This is a genomic window from Ruminococcus sp. NK3A76 (genome assembly GCF_000686125.1).
In the GTDB taxonomy this organism is placed as follows: domain Bacteria; phylum Bacillota; class Clostridia; order Oscillospirales; family Ruminococcaceae; genus NK3A76.
On the sequence record NZ_JMMA01000002.1, the window covers coordinates 1,844,914 to 1,862,738 of the forward strand.

General features: G+C 44.0%; 11 protein-coding genes. 6 read left to right on the top strand and 5 right to left on the bottom strand.

The window, feature by feature from the left end:
- Positions 1 to 5: 5 nt before the first annotated feature.
- The 3 genes from CD05_RS19670 to CD05_RS0108695 all read right to left on the bottom strand — a co-directional run bounded on the left by CD05_RS19670 (position 6) and on the right by CD05_RS0108695 (position 3,862).
- Positions 6 to 1,076 carry an ATP-binding protein gene (locus CD05_RS19670; RefSeq protein ID WP_242841244.1) on the bottom strand — a complete coding sequence of 357 codons (1,071 nt, stop codon included), beginning with the start codon at positions 1,074 to 1,076 and terminating at the stop codon, positions 6 to 8.
- 234 nt (positions 1,077 to 1,310) lie between these two features.
- The gene (locus CD05_RS0108690) at positions 1,311 to 1,973 is read right to left on the bottom strand and encodes a response regulator transcription factor (protein WP_028510183.1); all 663 of its coding nucleotides are present in this window, start codon (positions 1,971 to 1,973) and stop codon (positions 1,311 to 1,313) included.
- Positions 1,974 to 2,251: 278 nt separating this feature from the next.
- Complete coding sequence (locus tag CD05_RS0108695; RefSeq protein WP_028510184.1) at positions 2,252 to 3,862, bottom strand: hypothetical protein; 1,611 nt, start codon at positions 3,860 to 3,862, stop codon at positions 2,252 to 2,254.
- A gap of 358 nt (positions 3,863 to 4,220) precedes the next feature.
- Between CD05_RS0108695 and CD05_RS0108700 the strand changes: the two genes are divergently transcribed.
- The 6 genes from CD05_RS0108700 (at position 4,221) to CD05_RS0108725 (ending at position 13,971) form a co-directional block, all read left to right on the top strand.
- Positions 4,221 to 6,587 (top strand): hypothetical protein, encoded by a 2,367-nt coding sequence (locus CD05_RS0108700; protein ID WP_028510185.1) that lies wholly within the window; start codon positions 4,221 to 4,223, stop codon positions 6,585 to 6,587.
- Between the two features lie 137 nt (positions 6,588 to 6,724).
- Positions 6,725 to 6,967, top strand: coding sequence for a hypothetical protein (locus tag CD05_RS0108705; RefSeq protein ID WP_028510186.1), 243 nt, complete (start codon positions 6,725 to 6,727; stop codon positions 6,965 to 6,967).
- A complete protein-coding gene (locus CD05_RS0108710) occupies positions 6,879 to 8,387 on the top strand; it encodes a hypothetical protein (protein ID WP_156947385.1) in 1,509 nt (502 codons plus the stop codon). Before CD05_RS0108705 ends, CD05_RS0108710 begins: the two co-directional genes overlap by 89 nt.
- 155 nt (positions 8,388 to 8,542) lie before the next feature.
- Positions 8,543 to 8,770 (top strand): hypothetical protein, encoded by a 228-nt coding sequence (locus CD05_RS0108715; RefSeq protein WP_028510188.1) that lies wholly within the window; start codon positions 8,543 to 8,545, stop codon positions 8,768 to 8,770.
- Positions 8,749 to 8,988, top strand: a complete 240-nt coding sequence (locus CD05_RS0108720) for a hypothetical protein (RefSeq protein WP_028510189.1) — start codon at positions 8,749 to 8,751, stop codon at positions 8,986 to 8,988. Before CD05_RS0108715 ends, CD05_RS0108720 begins: the two co-directional genes overlap by 22 nt.
- Before the next feature lie 114 nt (positions 8,989 to 9,102).
- A complete protein-coding gene (locus tag CD05_RS0108725) occupies positions 9,103 to 13,971 on the top strand; it encodes a hypothetical protein (protein WP_028510190.1) in 4,869 nt (1,622 codons plus the stop codon).
- Between the two features lie 304 nt (positions 13,972 to 14,275).
- Here CD05_RS0108725 and CD05_RS0108730 read toward each other — a convergent pair whose 3' ends face one another.
- Both CD05_RS0108730 and CD05_RS0108735 read right to left on the bottom strand, forming a co-directional pair.
- Entirely contained in the window at positions 14,276 to 17,299 is a 3,024-nt protein-coding gene (locus tag CD05_RS0108730; protein WP_028510191.1) for a hypothetical protein, read from the bottom strand.
- Positions 17,300 to 17,370: 71 nt separating this feature from the next.
- A complete protein-coding gene (locus tag CD05_RS0108735; RefSeq protein WP_028510192.1) occupies positions 17,371 to 17,730 on the bottom strand; it encodes a hypothetical protein in 360 nt (119 codons plus the stop codon).
- Positions 17,731 to 17,825 lie beyond the last annotated feature (95 nt).

Consider the following 17,825-nt stretch of genomic DNA (forward strand, 5'->3'; position numbering starts at 1 on the left):
TTCTCCTATCTGAATGATACTATTATGCTTGTTCCGACACCCACTGTGCTTTCAACATCTATCTTAGCACCGTGATGCTCTGCGATATGCTTGACGATCGAAAGTCCAAGCCCTGTGCCGCCCTTTGCACGGCTGCGGCTTTTATCAATTCGGTAGAAGCGCTCGAAAATTCGTGGTATGCTCTCCTGCGGTATGCCAAGCCCCGTGTCGGTCACAGTCAGCTTTTTGTCGGCGGTTTCTATTTCGATATTGCCGTTCTCACGGTTGTACTTTATTGCATTATCCACAAGGTTATAGACAAGCTCTGTTATCTCCGTCCTGCTGCCTCGTATGACCGAACCTTCTCCGCTGACAGTTATCCTGATGCCGCGCTTTTCTGCCTGCTGTGAGAGACGCTCCTTACAGTCCTCGGCAACGGCTTTCAAGTCGATCTCATCATCAAGAGGCGTGTCACCGATGCTGTCAAGCTCGGAAAGCCGCAGTATATCGCCGATGAGTGCAAGCATACGGTCAGACTCTTTTCTGATCTTGCCCGCAAACTTCACGCTGTCCTCGCCCTTTGCCATTCCCGACTCGATAAGCTCTGCATAGCCCGAAATAGATGTCAAGGGTGTTTTAAGCTCATGGGAAACATTTGCCGTAAACTCCTGCCGCATTTCGCTTTGTGCATTTCTGGCATTGCGTATCTCCTCCACAAGTGGAATGACTTCGGGGTATAGACCACTTCCCTCAGGCGGAGCATTTGTGCGGATAAGCTCCGGTATCCTGCGAAACGGTGCTATCAGATTGTTTGTCAGCTTCACGGACACAAGCAATGAAACGATTATGATACCCAAGACGATAAACAGTATGATAACGAGGGAACGCTCAAACAGCGAAAATATCGAATCGGCCTGAATGGACACCCTGAGTATATTTCCATCACTAAGGCGCAGGGCATAGTAATGATCCTCTGTGCCTATGATGTCGGAGAAGCGTGTGTCTGTACCCGTTCCGTTTTCTATAGCCGACCTGATCTCGGGGCGGTCAAGGTGGTTAGTCATTTTTTCGGCATCGGCATCGCTTTCAAACAGCACCTTTCCGCCGCTGTCGATAAGCGTTATGCGCAGTTCATCGCCCGAGAATCTTGACAGATCACCGGGCGAATAGGTATCTCTGTAGCTTTCCGCGACAAGCTGACATTCGTGCTTTAAGTTTTCCCTTATCTCGAACGGAAAAAATGATAATAGGAAACGGTGGTGATAAGTACACCGATGATAGCCGTTACAACGCCCATATAGAATAGGTGCAGATTGATCTTTCTTTCCATATCACTCGTCCTTATCCAGCTTGTATCCGACGTTTCTGACGGTCTTGATGTAGTTGCCCTTTTCTCCGAGCTTGCCTCTCAGAGTACGTATATGCACATCAAGGGTTCGCCCTGTGCTTTCCTGCCCCCATATCGTATCAATGAGATAGTCACGGGCAAAAGCCTTGCCCGGACTTTTTATCAGTGTTTTCAACAGCTCAAATTCCTTGTAGGTAAGCTCTGTCTGCTTACCCGATATGAACACCTTTCGGGTATCCTCGTTCAGCAGTATCTCGGCAAAGCGGTATTCATTGCCCCGGCTCTTCCCTCTCAGCCTTGCTTTCACACGGCTGACAAGCTCCATAACGCCAAATGGTTTGCACAAATAATCATCAGCACCCAGGTCAAGCCCTTTCACTCGGTCAAGCTCGGTTGTCTTTGCGGAAATGATCATTACAGGTATTTTTTCGGTAACGGGGTCATCACGCAGCTTTTTAAGTATCATCAGCCCGTCATCGCCGGGCAGCATAATGTCAAGCAAAATGAGGTCGGGAACAGCTTTGGTCATAGCCTGATAGAATTCTTTGGAGCTTGCAAAGCATCGGGTATCATAGCCGCTGTTTTTCATAGCAAAGGCTTCAAGCTCACGGATATTATCATCATCTTCAACGATGTATATTAGCATAGTATCACACTCCTGATACTAACATTATAGCAGGTCAACGTTAATTTGAACAGTACCAAAAGGTTAAGCCTATGTTAAATGTGCTTCCGATAAGCAGAAATAGTAAGCGCTAAAAAAACACGGCCGCATTTGCGTAAACGAAGGGATCCGGTCGTTTCTCTGCCTATAGCTAAAGCTTTTTTAGCCATTGGTAAAACCGGGGTATTCGTTATACAAAGAACCGCCGCACACTAATGTGTGCGGCGGTTGCCTGTTATAAAAAGTAATGCTCCTCAGCGTTAGCTCTTCGGCTTAGGAACGGTTACGTTCCCGATAGTATTATTGTTTGTAATAGTAGCTGTGGCCGTATTGTTTATCTCTGTGGACTTCTTATGATCTTCCTTTATTTGCTTTTCTTTCTTAAGTTCTGTCCTTGCCTGGTTTACCTTTGACCAGATATCCTGTCCCTTATCTCTCAGGGCAAGATCAAAAAGCTCTTCACGGCTGTATTCATCCATTATCTTTGTCATGGCAGCAGAACGGGACAGGTACTCGGATTTTTCTTCAAACTCGCTGGGCTTTACTTCGCCGGTCTTCTTGGTTACCTTAATAAGATAAGCAGCAGACAGATCACTTACAGCGCTCCTGATATCTTTATCTGCGATATCTATACCTTTTTCGGCATTTTCCTTCAGTGTTCTCAGCTTTTTCTGTGATTCCTTTATCTTATCGTCAAGGTTTACCTTTTTATTGGGTATATAGAGTTTGAGCTTTCCGTCGGGATCAAAATGCTTGTATGCCTCCTGAAGTGTGATGTTTTTATCATTTGCATAGTCGCTTACCAGAGTTCTCATACGATCCTTTGCAAACTCTATGGACTTGGCTGCTGCGGCATATCTTAACTGACCCATTTTGGTCTTTGGCTTCCAGTTCGGTGAAGATGTATCGCCCTTGCCGTGCAGCTTCTTTTCAGCTCTGTATTTCTCAGCCTTTGTGAGAATACCCTTTAAGAGGTCAAACTCGGAAAGCTTTGCGACCTTCGGGTCGTTGGAATAGCGCATATATGTGTCATAAGTAGCGTGTGCGCTCCTTAGCTCCCTAAGTTCCTTTGAAGCACCGCCTATGCGGAAGAAGCCGTCGTTGTTGTGCTTTGCATACAGGTCTTTTCTGGCTTTGTTATTATCACTCATCGCCTGGTCTTTAGCATAAGTCCTCTGGCTCTCGACAGCTTCCGCCTGCTTTTCTTTTTCTTCCTTTGCTTTCTCCTGCTTTTCGTTTTCCTTTTTGATATCATCAAGGTTAAGGTCGTTATCAAGGTTCGCATTATTTATATTGTACTGAGCTTCCTCCTCGGCGATGATGATATTCATTTCCTCCGGAGAGGCCTTCTTCTCTACCTCTTCCTCGAACTCGTTTTCCTCTTCGATCGTGTGGATATTATTACTGCCGAGCAGCTTTACGATCGATATCATTTCGCTCTTCTTCTGCTCTGTCTCAAGTTCCTTTTTGCCTTCCTTGATAAGCTCATCCTTGCACTCGTTATAGAGGTTTTTAAAGCCCTTGGAATCTATATCAACGCCAAAGTTGTTATATGCCATGTTGAATATGCTTGTGAGCACGTTACATTCCGGCCCGAAAAGAGGGGCTGCTTTATCGGCATTTACGGTCTTTGCAAATGCCTTCATGTTCTTCTTGTCCTTGAGATACTCTCCAAGGGCGACGATGTCGTTAAGGCTTGACTGGAACTTTTCCTCTGTTTCGGGCTTTGCGTCAACAACACTTGCGAATTTCAGATATGAAACCGCTGCTGAAGCCTTTGTAAGCTTTTCGTTGAGCTCGAACTGCGAGCCGTTGACAGCATTTGATATTGCATTTACAAATCCACTCTCTGCAAGATCGAATATTTGCATCTCTTTTTCATTATAGTTTCCAACCTTTTCTTTCCATTCTTTTAATGTCTTAGGTATGATAAATTCCTCCTGAAATAATCTATTTGTTTGTTTTTTTTAGCGTTTCAAACGCTTTCATAAGTAATACCCCCCGTGCCCTGCTGTTGAGTGCAAAGAAAACAAAAAAAATTGCCTTTTGCCCGAAAACCCCCGTTTTTCAGTAAAACAGCAAATGCTGCTTATTATATATATACCTTTTTAAAGAGCTGATCTATATATTGCCAAAAAAATAATGAATATTTTTTTTCTTTTTTTGCACCCAAAACGTGTGGGATAGGGTATTACTTATGAAACCGCTAAATCTAAGGAGGAAAAAATTATGCCAAACCCACAGATAAGCGCTGCATCACAGAAAAGAAAGAATAAAATTTTAAATGCATACGGTCCCAAAGGACAGGTCGTTGAGGGGTATGTAGATAAATTCGGAAATGACGTACACGTTGAACCTAATGCCGCCAAAGAATATAACAGCATCGAGCTCCCCGTTCCCGAGGGCTTGACACCCGAGATAGTTGCCATGGTAGCTATGGGTGCTGCTATGGACCCGGAAAAGTATGATTACAGCAAGAATATGACAGATTCAAGCGCGGGCGGTGATATGACTCTGTTCAATCAGGCGTTCCATTATACGAACATTACCACCAGCGATGCAAGATCAAGGGACTTTTCCGATATTCTTGTGGATTCAAGAAAGGAAGCCCAGAAGGCACTGATCGCTTACCAGAACGGCGACAAGTCGCTTGTCAACAAGCACCTGAAAACACTTGCCGATCACGCAAAGAAGAACCAGCTTGACCATATTTCCCTCAAGGATCATCATCACGACAAGGACGAGTGCTCCTATGAAATGAAGATCATTCTCGGTGATATGCTTAATAACCCGAACATTGATTTTGCATCTAATTTCAATGAAACGGAGAAAATGAAGCTCAAAAGTGCCGGTGAGCAGGTCAAGGCATATGATGAATTTGCGCCCGTTGAAGCTAAGCTGCTTTCAAATAACCCCCCGCCGGCAAACAGCGAGGAGCGCAAAAAGGCAGCCGAGGATTACCTGTTCGGCAGAATGCTCTCAAATACCGAGTATTATGATTTTAACAGTACCGACATGGTATATAATGATACACATGATATCGCTAAAAAATATGCCGAGAGCTATGCGCCCGGCTTGAAAAAAGGCGGCAACCTTATTGATAAATTCGACGGCTTTTCCAGTAGATCCAAGGATCCTGTGGAGAGAAAACTGTGTAGTAAAGCATCAGCCGGCTCCTATATGGATTCTATCAATGCGCTCGAGAAAAACTATGTTTCCCCTCTCGACACATACTATATCAACGGAACTACCGAGAAGCTGAAAGAAAAATACCTGCCGCTTTTAAGGGAACTGCCCGAGTATAAGCAGATAGTAGAGGCTAAGGACAATAAAGAATTATCCAAAGCCATTAATAATGCAAATAATATATCATTTGAAATATTTAAGGATACAATGCCGCTTGATACAACGCTCTCAGATGAGCTTACAAAGTCAGGAGATTCCTACAAAAAGCAGATGGAAAAGGTCGACCATGATATGAGCCATGCTGTCTGCTTTGAAAATGCAAAGTATTTCGGCGAAAAGATCAAGGCACTTGATACTGATACCACCCCTGAGCTTGATAAAACAAGGGCTCTGCTGAAGGGAGTATATACCGATCTTAAGCAGCTCAATGAAGAGTATGACTACACAAAGGGGCCTATCATTAACAGCACCGGCTACATTGAAAAGATCGATAACGCCAAAAATATCAGTGCAGTGTATGATGCAAACTTGAAAGCGGTCAACTCCTTTAACGAGAATATCGAGCTTCTCAATTCAACGCCCAAGAGCATTTTCCAGTCAGGCCACCAGGATTCGGCTGAGATAAGGACGCTCAGGGAAAAGATGCTTGGCCTTAAGGAACTATACTGTAATTTTGACCATTTAAGCGGCAATATAAATGATGACCCCGAATATCAGCAGGCTGCAGTTGAAGCCTATAAGGCAAGTCTCGCTTACCAGAAAAAGGTCGCAAAGGGCAATTTCGGCAAGAATGGTTGGGAGCCTTCTTCGGATATGGGCAAGGATCGTTTCAAGGGCGCTCTTGCGATAGAAAAACTCGCTATGAGCATTGCCCCTGAGCTTATTGCTAAGGAGATGACACTTGAAGAACAGCGCACGCAGATAGAAAGCATTAATAATAAAAATGACTTTGATAACAAGTACAAGGAGACCGTGGAAGAACTTAATAAGCACAGATCTATGCATAAAACCAACAATAAGCCGTCACCAATGGAGGAATTCATGGCAAAGCATCAGATCGCTCAGAATCTTGCAAAGATAATTGCTATAAAGACAGTCAATAACAAATACGAATCAGCTTTAAAGAACGGGCAGATCAAGGAGATCGACAATTCCAGCTTGTTTAGTATGGATGTACAGACTCATATGAAAACTATCATAGAGCGTGACGATTTCCAGCGCATGATGCAGGATAACTCTGTTGATGATTTGATAAATGCCGCAACAGTCAAGAACGGCAAGGGGCTTATGGCTAAGCTCGGCGAAGCACATATCAAGGTCGGCAAGGAAAAGGCATTGGAAAAGATCAGGGAGAAGAAGGCTAATGATCTTCAGATGGATAAAGCTCCTGTTCAGCCCAAGCTCAAATAAAAGATAAATGCTCATTAAGGCAATACAGTACGATATACGTGCTGTGTTGCCTTATTCTTTTTTTATACGCACCCATTCGGGCGGCACGGGGGTATTATGTATTAAAGCAAAAAACATAAATGACGGAGGAATTTATCATGGCTGTAAATCAGGATATGCTGCAAAGATATATAACACTTGCAAACGAGGGCAAAATACCCGAGCTTGCAGAGCTGCTTATCAATAATTACTCAAAGCTGCCCGTTCTGGAAGGTCGCAACAACGAGGAAGCCGATAGTATAGGAGATAGTGTTGAGGCATTTTACAAGCATCTTGCCGAGCTTACACCAGAAGCAGCTTGCAAGGATAGATGCTGCCATAAAGGCAAGGAAATACGATAAGTACCGCATGAACAGGGCTTCCCGCAATACGGCATTCACAAAGACCATAGGCGAGCTTGATCTCTGCATAGCTGCCTGCAGCGAAGCACAGCAGAATGTACGCATGGGCGGCGATGACTATAACCAGGCAGAGGAAGCACTAAAGCAGCTTTCAATGGTCTCAAAGGTATTTAAGGAAACTGCGACAAAAGGCAGCCTTAGTGACAAGGACCTTAAGAGTGCTGCCGAGGCGCTTCGCTTGCAGGCAATCGAGGCCCGCAAAAAGGTAGATGCCTATGCACAGCGCAAGAACCGTGAAAAGACAAAAAAGAACAGGCTCGATGCAAAGGGTACAAAGCGTCTTGCTGCTATGAACGATTCGAGTAATGCGTTAAATACTCTCATAGCTGCCCTTGACGATCAGATAGCATCATATGATTTCAGCATTACAAGTGCCGAATCCGAAAAGATGCATATCGAGATGAAAAACAAGATAACCGCGCATAAGAACAGCGCTTTGGAGGATGCTGCGGATCAGCAGTTCGATAACAACAGAAGGATAGCCGCAAAGGGCGCTGCCGATGGCTTCAGCACTCTTTCAGACCTTGCAAACGGCAACGGCGAGCTTACCGATGAAGAGAAAAGGGCTGCTGTTGAGGCTATGACAAAGGTAGGCTACTACAAAATGGGGCTGTATGAGGGGCGTGAGGATGAGCTAAACAACGCTTCATATCAAGGGGATATAAACAGCTATTCCAAGGACTCCGTTTTTGAAAACGTGGTAAAGGAAACTGTGGGTGAGCTTACAAGAGAAAAGCTCCTTTCAATTGCAAGTGAATATGACCTTGACACCGTAATGACCGTTACACACCGCTCTATTGATGAAATGGCAAATCTAAGCCTTGAAAGAAGTCAGAAAAAGTACATAGCAAAGACATCGGCAGAGCAAATGATCGGGGCTCTTGATGAGGTAATAGATGCTGACAACGACCCCAATGCGGAATACTTCGATGAACAGCCAGTAAGCCTTAATATACAAGCGGCGCAGATAGCCAAGAGAGGGCTTGAAACGCTGATAGAGGTAATACACAGCGGTGAAGATCTGGGCGAGCTTGACGAGGAGGAAATGACCGATGTAAGGGAAGCATACGCAGCCCTTGCGTTCCAGAGCACAGTAAAGCCCGAGGATAACGAAAAGGTAGGATTTGATGATTATGTATCTCAGGTCAAGATTCTTGCAAAGGATGAAGAATTTATCAAGGCTGTCGGCAATATCATCAAGAAGGACGTTATAAGCTTTATGAGCGACAGCAAAGCCCCCGCAAAGCTTATGGATAAGTTTATAGGAAATAAAAAGCGTGCGGAAGAGGAGGATGCCAAGAGCATGGCGCAGAAGATCAGGCCCGAGCCGCAGAAGCAAGTACAGCCCAAAGCGTTGTAAGCCTATAGAATATATGAAAAACGGGAATGGCGGAGAAATGCCATTCCCGTTTTGTCATATCTGTGGAATAATTTATAAAAGTTTTTGCACACGTTTTCGGCGGAGAGGGATATTACTTACAGAAAAGGGAAAATAACACATAGGAGGAATCAACAATGCCAAATAAACCTTACGAACAGTTTTTGAAGGAAACGAACAATAACGGACTTTCGCAGGAGCAGCTAAGTACACTCAGAGCCTTTGGCGAGGGTATGTATTTGATCAGCGCCATTGCTGTTGCGAATGCTAAGTCAAAGGATAAAAGAATGAACTACAATGCCGTGATCGCAGAAAAAAGCTGTCGATCTCAGCATTCACCAGCATGGGTGACAAGGAACAGATAGGTCAGTTCACAGATAAGGATATAGATGAGAACAATAAGATCCAGATATTAAACACAATAACCCTTAACGAGATGTTCAATACTCTGTCAAAGCCTGAGTATCTGAAGAATTTCGTTGATAATGCCGTTTTGAGCAAAAGTTCACCGTTTAACAGAAATGGACGGGACGGTAAAAAGGTATTTATCGAGTCACTTTTCAAGTGTGATATGATGAAGTAAAAAAAATTTTCAAAAAATGCACCCGAAAGCTTTATGCGGGGGTATTATTTATGGAACCCCATGAGGCAGCAGGCGTGAAGGACTGCCCGAATAACAAATAAGGAGAGGATCATTATGCCAAACATTTCTTTCAGACAGCTTAGCAGCTATCTTAAGGAACTCAAAAAGAACAATAAATCAGAGGATGCGATATTCAGACTTCTCATGCAGCAGGCTGAGACTCTGGGTGCGATCATCCATGATAACCATAAGCTCACCACTCAGGACGAGCGCCAGGAGATCTACGGAGAAATAAAGGGATATCTCGAAGCATATGACAAGGGCTTCGGCGGTGACCCGAAGAACGCCAGAAACGATGAGACACTTGCCGATATAAACACTATCGGTGAGCGCCTCTCCGAAAAGCTGACAAATCTCAGTAAAAAGAACAGCATCTTCAAGGCTACTGCCGATGACCTTGTGACAAATATCTCTCTTAACCGCAAGGCTATGAGTGACGGCGTGCTCAGAGCGGATATTGACAGATATACGAATAATTCATACTATGCTTTGCAGCGTGCAGAGCAGCTCGTAAAGGAAAAAAAGCTCGATGCCAAGACAGCAGAGCTTATGAATCAACTCAATGCAAACCTTATAGCTGTTACAAATAACGGTGCGATGAGCCTTGAGGATCAGCACGCCGCTGCAAGATCTATCAGCCATATCGTTGTGTTCTATAATGATAACCTTTTTGATGCCCAGTCAAGAAGCAAGATAAACAGTGCCGATCTGATCGCCCCGCTGGCACAGAATGTGGGTATACTTATTGCCGAGAACAAGATCGCCATTGAAAATCTTCGCAAGGTAAATGCTGATGCGGCTGAAAAGCTTGAAGCAATAGTTTCCAAGACAAGTGAAGACCTCCAGACAGACCTCAACGCTATCACGACCATGGCAACTGCAAACAAGTGGGCTGAGTGGGAGTACCGCAGTGAGATGTACCGCAGAGAAGAGCAGCAGAAGCTCGATGATCAGCTTCAGGATCAGGGCTATAAGAATCAGGATCAGCTGCTGCTCCAGCAGGTCATTGATAATAACCCCGGCTATAAGGAAGTGCCGTTCCTTAATAATATTATCGCCGTTCTCGGTATAGACGAGAACGATATCCCCGAGACGTTGTCATATAATTTGAGCACCGGCAAGACGATAACCAGGAATATGCATGATGAGCTGCGTGAACTTAAAAGACTTGCCATAGATATAGCAACGCTTACAGCAGAACGCTTTGATCCTGAAAATAAGGATGCTCATATGATGAGCGATGCTGAGATGGAGGATATGTTCAATCAGCTTATTGCTTTTGAATCGCAGGCCTCACGCTTTGTACGCCCGCTCAAGGCAACCAAAACTGCCGAGCTGGTGTCAGATACTGTCGAGGAAGCGCGTAAGGTGGTAGGCTATACATCGGCGGCACTTAATCAGACCCGTAAATATGTTGAGAACTACGGTGGAGAAAACATTGACAAGGATACAAAGGTATTCTCGCTCTATGAATTGCAGGGCAGAATGAACCCCGATGCCCATGCAGGCTTCTTAAGATATGTTGATTCCCTCAAGCGCCGTGGCGCCGAGATCGAAAGCAAGGCTATGAATAAGGGCGGCAAGGCTTATACAAAGGCTGCAGATGCTTACCGTGAGGTGAAGGAGTCTGTCAGAAAGCTGACTGAGGAGATAATCCCCGATGTATTCAAGCATTCGGCAGATCTCGGAGAGGATACGGTAAACCCTGTAAAACCGGAGCAGCTCAAGGCACTTTATGAGGGCTACAAGAATATTTACCTGAAGGCCAATGAATTCATCAGTGATTATGATAAAAGGGTCGCTAAAAAGGCAAAGTTTGCTGAGGGCGAAAAGGAGTTCTTTGAAGACCTCAAGGCAGTATCTGCCCGTGCAGCAGGTAAGTTCATACTTTTAGGCTACCTTCTTGATGAAAATGAAAACACACTTGCTAATGAAATAATCAATTATAACAATACCCCTGCACAGCAGCGTTCTGCTGCCGAAAACGCCGCCTTCTATGAATATGCTATGAGCTGTAAGGAGCATATAAAAAACGGCACGCTGCTGCCTCAGTATCTCTTTGAGGATCATAGGTCTCCCCGTGTTACGCATATTCTTTCAATGATGAATGCAAAGAAGAATATCGACGCTGCATATGAATTTGAGAAAAACGCCGCAAAGATCAAGTGGGAGGGCGGCAAGAGAAAGCTTGACAGCCTTAAAGAATACGACCTGCTCAAAAAGCAGACAGGTGTAAACGATAATATCTACCAGTTTGCTACACATATGGATCATGAAAACTTCATGAAGATATTCAACAAGTCTATCCTCAACCTGCCGCAGAATATCAAGGAGGTCAAGCTTACCGATTCCCTGACAGGAGAAAAGGTCACTGTCAATGTTGAGGATTATATGCGCAAGGCTATCGACGAGCATATTCTCTACAGAGATGACGGAAAGGGCGGCAAGAAGCCTATAAGCCCGAGCGGAAACCTTGATTTCTATAACACACAGGATGGCAAGGGCGGCTTCTTTACACAGTTTGAAAGAGATTTTGATGATATGGACCCCGACCTTGCAAAGTTCATAGAGCAGCTTAACAGAAACCTCTACAACGCAGGCTTCTGCGAGGATGCAAGGATGAAGAATGTGCCTGCCGGCTATAACGAGGGGCACGCACGAGAGTTCGCTTATGAGCTCTCCCTCGGCACAGGCTCGGAAGGCCTGCTTCCTACAGCAAAAATGAAGGGCGAATCGAAGATCCCCCTTGCAGGAGGAAAGGCAAAGTTCGATCAGGTGTCTGTTATCCAGATCGGTGAGATTCAGCCTAACTTCGATGTTACCTCAAAGCAGTCAAAAAATGACCAGATCTTCAGACCTTCCTTCTATACAACGACAAAGAATTTCCGTTCAAGTGACTTTGTCGGTGAGCTTGGCGGCCGTTTGAGAAATGATGTCGTAAATAACGAGTTTCTTAAGGGCAAGACCGAAAAGGAAATGAGTGTTTTTCTTAAGCAGCGTGAGGTCGAGCTTAAGCGCAGGATACAAAACGGCACATACAGTGCGTTTACGACCGCTGCAACACGTGACTACAATTCCTTCAACAAGCCGCAGGTCTTAAAGAATGCAGCAGATCTTCAGGTAATGGACTACTTAATGGGTATCAAGAAGCGTAAGCCCGATGATATCCGTATCAGATTCCAGATAAATTCACAGAGATTGGACTCAAAGGGCAGGTATATACCCGAGGTGCAGGGCATAGGCGGCGCCTTCACTGATGATGTGCCGTTTGCAAGAGGACTGGATATAAGCGAGGAGGAAAGAGCCCTGCTTCCAAACCCCGAAGATATGCTTATAATCAGTGAAAAGATGGAGAGCGAGCTAAGACGCTGGAAAAAAGGCCAGTTTATGCCAAAGGAAAAGGAGATGCTTGAAAAACTCCCCGAAAAGTGCAGGGAAGCATTCATGAACCGTGTTGACGGCATACTGCTGCAGGTCGATCTGTCCAAGGATCATAAGTTTGAGGATATAAGGGACGAGCAGGGCAATATAGTTCCCGGCGGCTTTAAGGTCGAAAGAGGGTATATCCGTGTAGTAAGTGATGAAGAATTCAAGTATATACACATGGACGACCTTGCAATAGCAAGAAATAAAGCAAGCTTCAGGGAGAGAGATAAGGTCAAGCCCATCAATATTTTTGACACGATCGCCGCTATGCCGAATGCGTGTCATGAAGCACTTAAGGACAAGACCAATGCACAGTTCCTCGGAGTTAAGGATGAAAGGCGTGGAGCAGGTCTTGACAAAGCATTCCTTATAGATAATTCCAGATCTGACGCAGTATTCCAGAATATGGAGCTTGAAAGAATGCTTCGCCACTCCAAAACTCTGCTTACAGATGCTAACGCTATGGATAAGGATCGTTCACAGGAATACGGCTGGCATAAGAATATCAGCGGTGACTCTATTGAATACATGAAGGTAATGGAAACGGCTGAGGATATAAATGACTGGGTAGATAAGCTGCCGCTGCTTATGAGGGAAGAGAAAAAGTACCTTGCAAACAGGCAGGCATACGCTGCAAATGACAAGGCGACAGCTGATATCATCAGGAAAGAACGCAGGGCAAGGCTTGAATTTGCGCAGAATCTTGCAAGAGAAAAGGGGCTTCCCGTTCCTGAAAAGCTTCCGCCTGTATCTGAGGACCCCAACTTCTATTTCAGCCTTATGCAGAGAAATGAAAAGCTCAGACACCGTATAGAGAACTACCTGACCAAAAAGAACAAGCCCGGAACAGAATTCGGAAAAATGCGCCAGCGCTGCATGGTTGAGCTGTATAATAAGGTCAACAGACAGATGGAGGAGCTTGCGTACTATACAGGCATCACGACATATCCGCCGAGAAAGTGTACGATAAACCCTGACTTCTCCGTTAAGTTCGAGAATGTCTATAAAGACCGCTATACATTTGAAACAGAGGGCGTAAAGCCTGTTTATGCAAAGAGATTCCTTGAAGAATTCAAGGCAGCAAACAAGACGAACAGGAATAACGCTGAATCGTTCAATATCAAAAAGCAGTTTGAGATGAGCCAGAGCCCGAGATATATCGAGCTTAAAAATAAGGTCAATAAAAAGACTGCTACCGATGAGGAAAGGGAAGAACTGAAAAATCTCCGCTTTAACAAAAACAGAGACGGCAAGACAGGTTATACAGAGGCAGAGATCGGAAAGAGCCTTACAGCGTATCCCGATCCCAACAAGAAAAGCGGCAGGGCAGCAAACCCGAAATTTGACACTATTTTTGCTAATCTGAGAGCAGTCAAAGATTTGCAGGCAGATCAGAACAAGAAAAACGATTTTCAGGTCATTGAGTTGAAAGGTCATCAAAAGATCGAGATATACGGTCAGGCTAACAATCAGATCAAAAAGAATATCAAGCCCTGAGAATGATGCTGATCCGGGAACGATCCCGTCCGATCTGTGCGGTCGCATTATATAAACAATATTTATGGCACTTCTGCTGTATTACGGCAGAGGTGCCTTTTGCCGTTTATATGATCCTGAGCACACAGCAGAGGCCAAAATGATCGACAGCATATTTATGAGGATATTGTTCTGTGACGGAGAAAAGGGTATGACCGGAAAAGTCAGCAATTTCGGCAGTATAGCAGCAGTTGAGGGATATGTTTTTTTCGCAATAAAAAAGCGGACGGCCTTATTTACAAGGTCATCCGCTTATGTCAGGTTATCATTTCATTACTTTGGGCTTTACTGCCTTATTGAGTTGATTCTGGGTTTTCTCGGCTTTGCTTTCTTCTACTGCGATCTTATTTCCTACCTCTCTCAGCTTGAAGGTTATTTCAAGGCCTGATGAAGTAAGAGCCTTCTTTGAAAGATCGACAAGCGATTTCCAGTCCTTCGCCTCATCGAACATTCTCTTGAAATCCTTGCGGTTTTCATAAATGTTCATTGCAAGCTCTTGGCAGTCTTCGTTTTGTTTCTGATATTTAGCCACAAAGTTTTCTTTTCGCTCGGGATCGACCATACAAAGATCCTGATTGATCTGAGTAATGCTCTTTTTCGAGCGCTTCGGCCAGATCGCTTTTGTTGCTATGATCTGGGCGACGTTCTTCATGATCATTTCCTTAGCGTCTTCAAAGTCCTCCTTATCCATATTCTTGGGATCAGCCTCATTTATGACAGTTCTGATGTTGTTCTGATACTTTCTGATGTCACCGATATGCGGATTACTATCGCTGCGTATCTTCAGCAGATCATCATAGTAATTCTTATTTTCTTTGCTTGCCCTTTCAGTCATAGTCAGCGGGTCGAATTCTATCTTGGGCTTAGGCTCCTTCTGGTTTACAGCTGCATTATTGTAATCCTCAAGGAACTTGTCAAGTGCCTTTTGATCACTCATCATATTAACACGGTCAGCCTTGCTGATCTTATCCACAACAGTTCTGTATGTCTCATAATCAAGACGTTCATTCATATTGCGAAGCATTTCATCCGTGACCTTATAATCATACCCCATCTTTTTACCGATAGCATGGTAAAGCATAACATCACCCAGATCATGCGACAAAAAGTTATCCTGGAGATTTCTCTGATGAAGGTACTTGATATATGCGATCTCGTACCCTACACTTCCCGGAGGGTACTTTTTAAACTGCTCACTGAGTTCTTTATTGACCTTAGTCTGATTATCATACTCCTCGACAAGGTGATCGGGGTTTTTCATGTAATCCCTTCTGCGGTCTACCTCACCGTCGTAGCCGATAATTTCCATCATAAACTTGAACGCTTTATCTTCATACTTCAGATTATTCCACGCCTTTGTATATTCATCATTTACCGCCGATATTGGAACATCACCGCCGCCGAGCTTTTCCTTCATCTTTACAAGGGCTGTGTACTTAGCAAGATCCGAAATAAGCTCGTGACCGTTTTTATCAGAAATGAACATATAATCTTTCTTCTGAGCACTCATATAATCCTTCAGTGACTTTAACTCATCGTCAATTGTCGGGCCGGCATTTTTTCCTGCTTTCTTCTTAAGTTCCTCTCTTGATTTATCCTTGAGCGGATCAACAGGCCCAGAACCAAGCTCGCCTAAGCCCCTTTTCTTAGCGTTTGCGTTATACATTTCAAGTGCATAATACGGCTCGTCAAGTATTTTCTTCTTTATTTCCGGGGTGATATTGCCGAAGGTCTCGTTAAATGCATCTTTATTGATCTCTTTAAAAAGGTTTGAGTATTCTTCTCCGGTAAGCGAGTTTTTAAGCCCTGCTTTTTTAGCCTCAGTCTGTGCAACTATCAGGTAACGGTAGGGCTCAAGATCATTATCATCCTGACTTGCTGCGATATTAAACTTAGCTGATGCGATATAGCCGCCTGCGGAAGACTCTCCGTACTTATCATATGCATCCTTTCTATCCATAAGGCATTTATAGTAATTAGCATACCCTTCTGCAAGTGCATCGGGATCCTTTAAGAGCTGCTTGGTTTTTTCAGGGTTTTTGATAAGTCTGTAAACATAGCCTCGCAGGTTGTCATCAAACATAAGCCTGTCTTTTCTGCCCTCAAACCTGTCGCTTACATTAGTAAGCGAGATCGTGCCGCTATATTTGTCAGCAAGCTCTTTTGCAGAGATAAGGCTTGCAGCCTGTTCATGAACGCTGTCAACATCAAGCTTATCATAATCGTACATATCCACAAGTGTATCGGCAAGCTTTCCGACTGTCATTCTGGGGCCGTTAAAGGCTCTTGTAGCCTTCTTTATCCTCACGGCCTTCTGCTCGGGGGTCTCCTTTGCCTCCGGCCCTTTTTCTTCCTCGGGGAGGATTATTTTGTTTTTATTCTCCTCGATTATTATGTTCTTTTCAGGCTCGTTTTTCTTTTCCTCTTTCTTCTCGGGCTCTTTTGCCTTTTCCTCAGCCTTTGGTTCTTCCTTAGCCTGAGCATTCTTCTCGATTTCTTCAATAATGATCTCATTATTGTTTACATTATCTGTTTTCTGCTCTATATTGTTGTTTTCTTCCTTGGCAGGCTGTTCCGCGTTTATGATGTTCTCATTTTCGTCAGCCTTTTCCTCGTTATTGATAATATTATTATCATTATTTATATTCAGTTCAGACTTGCTGTCATCAACATTGATGAGATTGCTGATATCATTTTCATTCTCATTCTCATTTTCAGAGCTGTCATCTTTAATGAGCGGTTCATTACTGATATTGTTTATATTCCTGATCTCATCATTAGCGGCCTTCAATACAGCCTTTCTGCTGTTTGCAAGTGATTCTATGTCCATAGCCGCCTCAAAACGCACCGTGCCCATATCAGACCATGGTCTCCACTGCGGCTCATTAGGTTTGCCCGTGAAGTTTCTTACGCCCTCTCTCCTCTTTGCGGCGATGTATTCGTTTGCAGTATTTGCAATTTCTCCTACAAGCCTTTCCTCCTCAGCAGTGTCATATGCAGGGCTGTCAGCCATTTTTCTGTAATCAAAATAATTCTTGATAGCGTCCTTTACTGCCTGAAGATCTTTGGAAACACCGCCTGCGCCGTACCAGTGTACAGCATCAAGCCCCTTGGCAAACTTTCTCAGATTACCCTCAAAGCTGACGGTAGCGGCGTATTCATCTCTCAGCTTTCTCTCCCCATCGGATATTTTAGGCATATCTCCGTGTATCGTATCTGCCTGTACAGGATCGGGGATATTATTAGTGTTTATGATATTATCATCAAGCTTATTATTGGAATTTGGCATAAAGAAATTATTATTAACAAACCCGAAAGTCTTTGATAAGAAAGCAAACTGTTCATTAAGCTTTTTGACATCTACCTTTTCGGGCTCGTTAAAGACATTATCGTTCCTAATTTCATGCGGTCTTCATAGCTGAGATCAAAGAAAGCCATAAAGTCATCGGCAGACTTCTGCCATTTTTTCTGTGAGCTCTTTTCAGCATCATTACTGTCCTCAAACTCAATGGTTGTGGGATCCTCAACAAAGCCCATAATACCCATACTTGCCTTGGAGATAGTTGAGGCAACATCATAGTTTTTGCCAGATTTCAATATATTGTTGTAAAGCTTATTAAGGCTTTGCGAGATCTCCATAGCTGTTTTCTGGATTTCCTGAGTATTATTTGCGTTACCGGTATAACTCTTTTTATATTCTTCAAATGAATAATTCGGCATAATGATCTCTCCTTAATTTTAAGTATTTTATTTTGCCTTCATATGTAACACCCTCAAAAGCCGCAAAAGAGTGCGGCTGATCATATTTTTTTTGC

What these genes read in the sequence shown, in the direction of transcription:
- CD05_RS0108690 (WP_028510183.1), bottom strand. Translation starts at nt 1,973, where the DNA reads ATGCTAATATACATCGTTGAAGATGATGATAATATCCGTGAGCTTGAA.
- CD05_RS0108695 (WP_028510184.1), bottom strand. Translation starts at nt 3,862, where the DNA reads ATGCAAATATTCGATCTTGCAGAGAGTGGATTTGTAAATGCAATATCA.
- CD05_RS0108700 (WP_028510185.1), top strand. Translation starts at nt 4,221, where the DNA reads ATGCCAAACCCACAGATAAGCGCTGCATCACAGAAAAGAAAGAATAAA.
- CD05_RS0108705 (WP_028510186.1), top strand. Translation starts at nt 6,725, where the DNA reads ATGGCTGTAAATCAGGATATGCTGCAAAGATATATAACACTTGCAAAC.
- CD05_RS0108715 (WP_028510188.1), top strand. Translation starts at nt 8,543, where the DNA reads ATGCCAAATAAACCTTACGAACAGTTTTTGAAGGAAACGAACAATAAC.
- CD05_RS0108720 (WP_028510189.1), top strand. Translation starts at nt 8,749, where the DNA reads ATGGGTGACAAGGAACAGATAGGTCAGTTCACAGATAAGGATATAGAT.
- CD05_RS0108725 (WP_028510190.1), top strand. Translation starts at nt 9,103, where the DNA reads ATGCCAAACATTTCTTTCAGACAGCTTAGCAGCTATCTTAAGGAACTC.
- CD05_RS0108730 (WP_028510191.1), bottom strand. Translation starts at nt 17,299, where the DNA reads ATGCCAAATTCCAATAATAAGCTTGATGATAATATCATAAACACTAAT.
- CD05_RS0108735 (WP_028510192.1), bottom strand. Translation starts at nt 17,730, where the DNA reads ATGCCGAATTATTCATTTGAAGAATATAAAAAGAGTTATACCGGTAAC.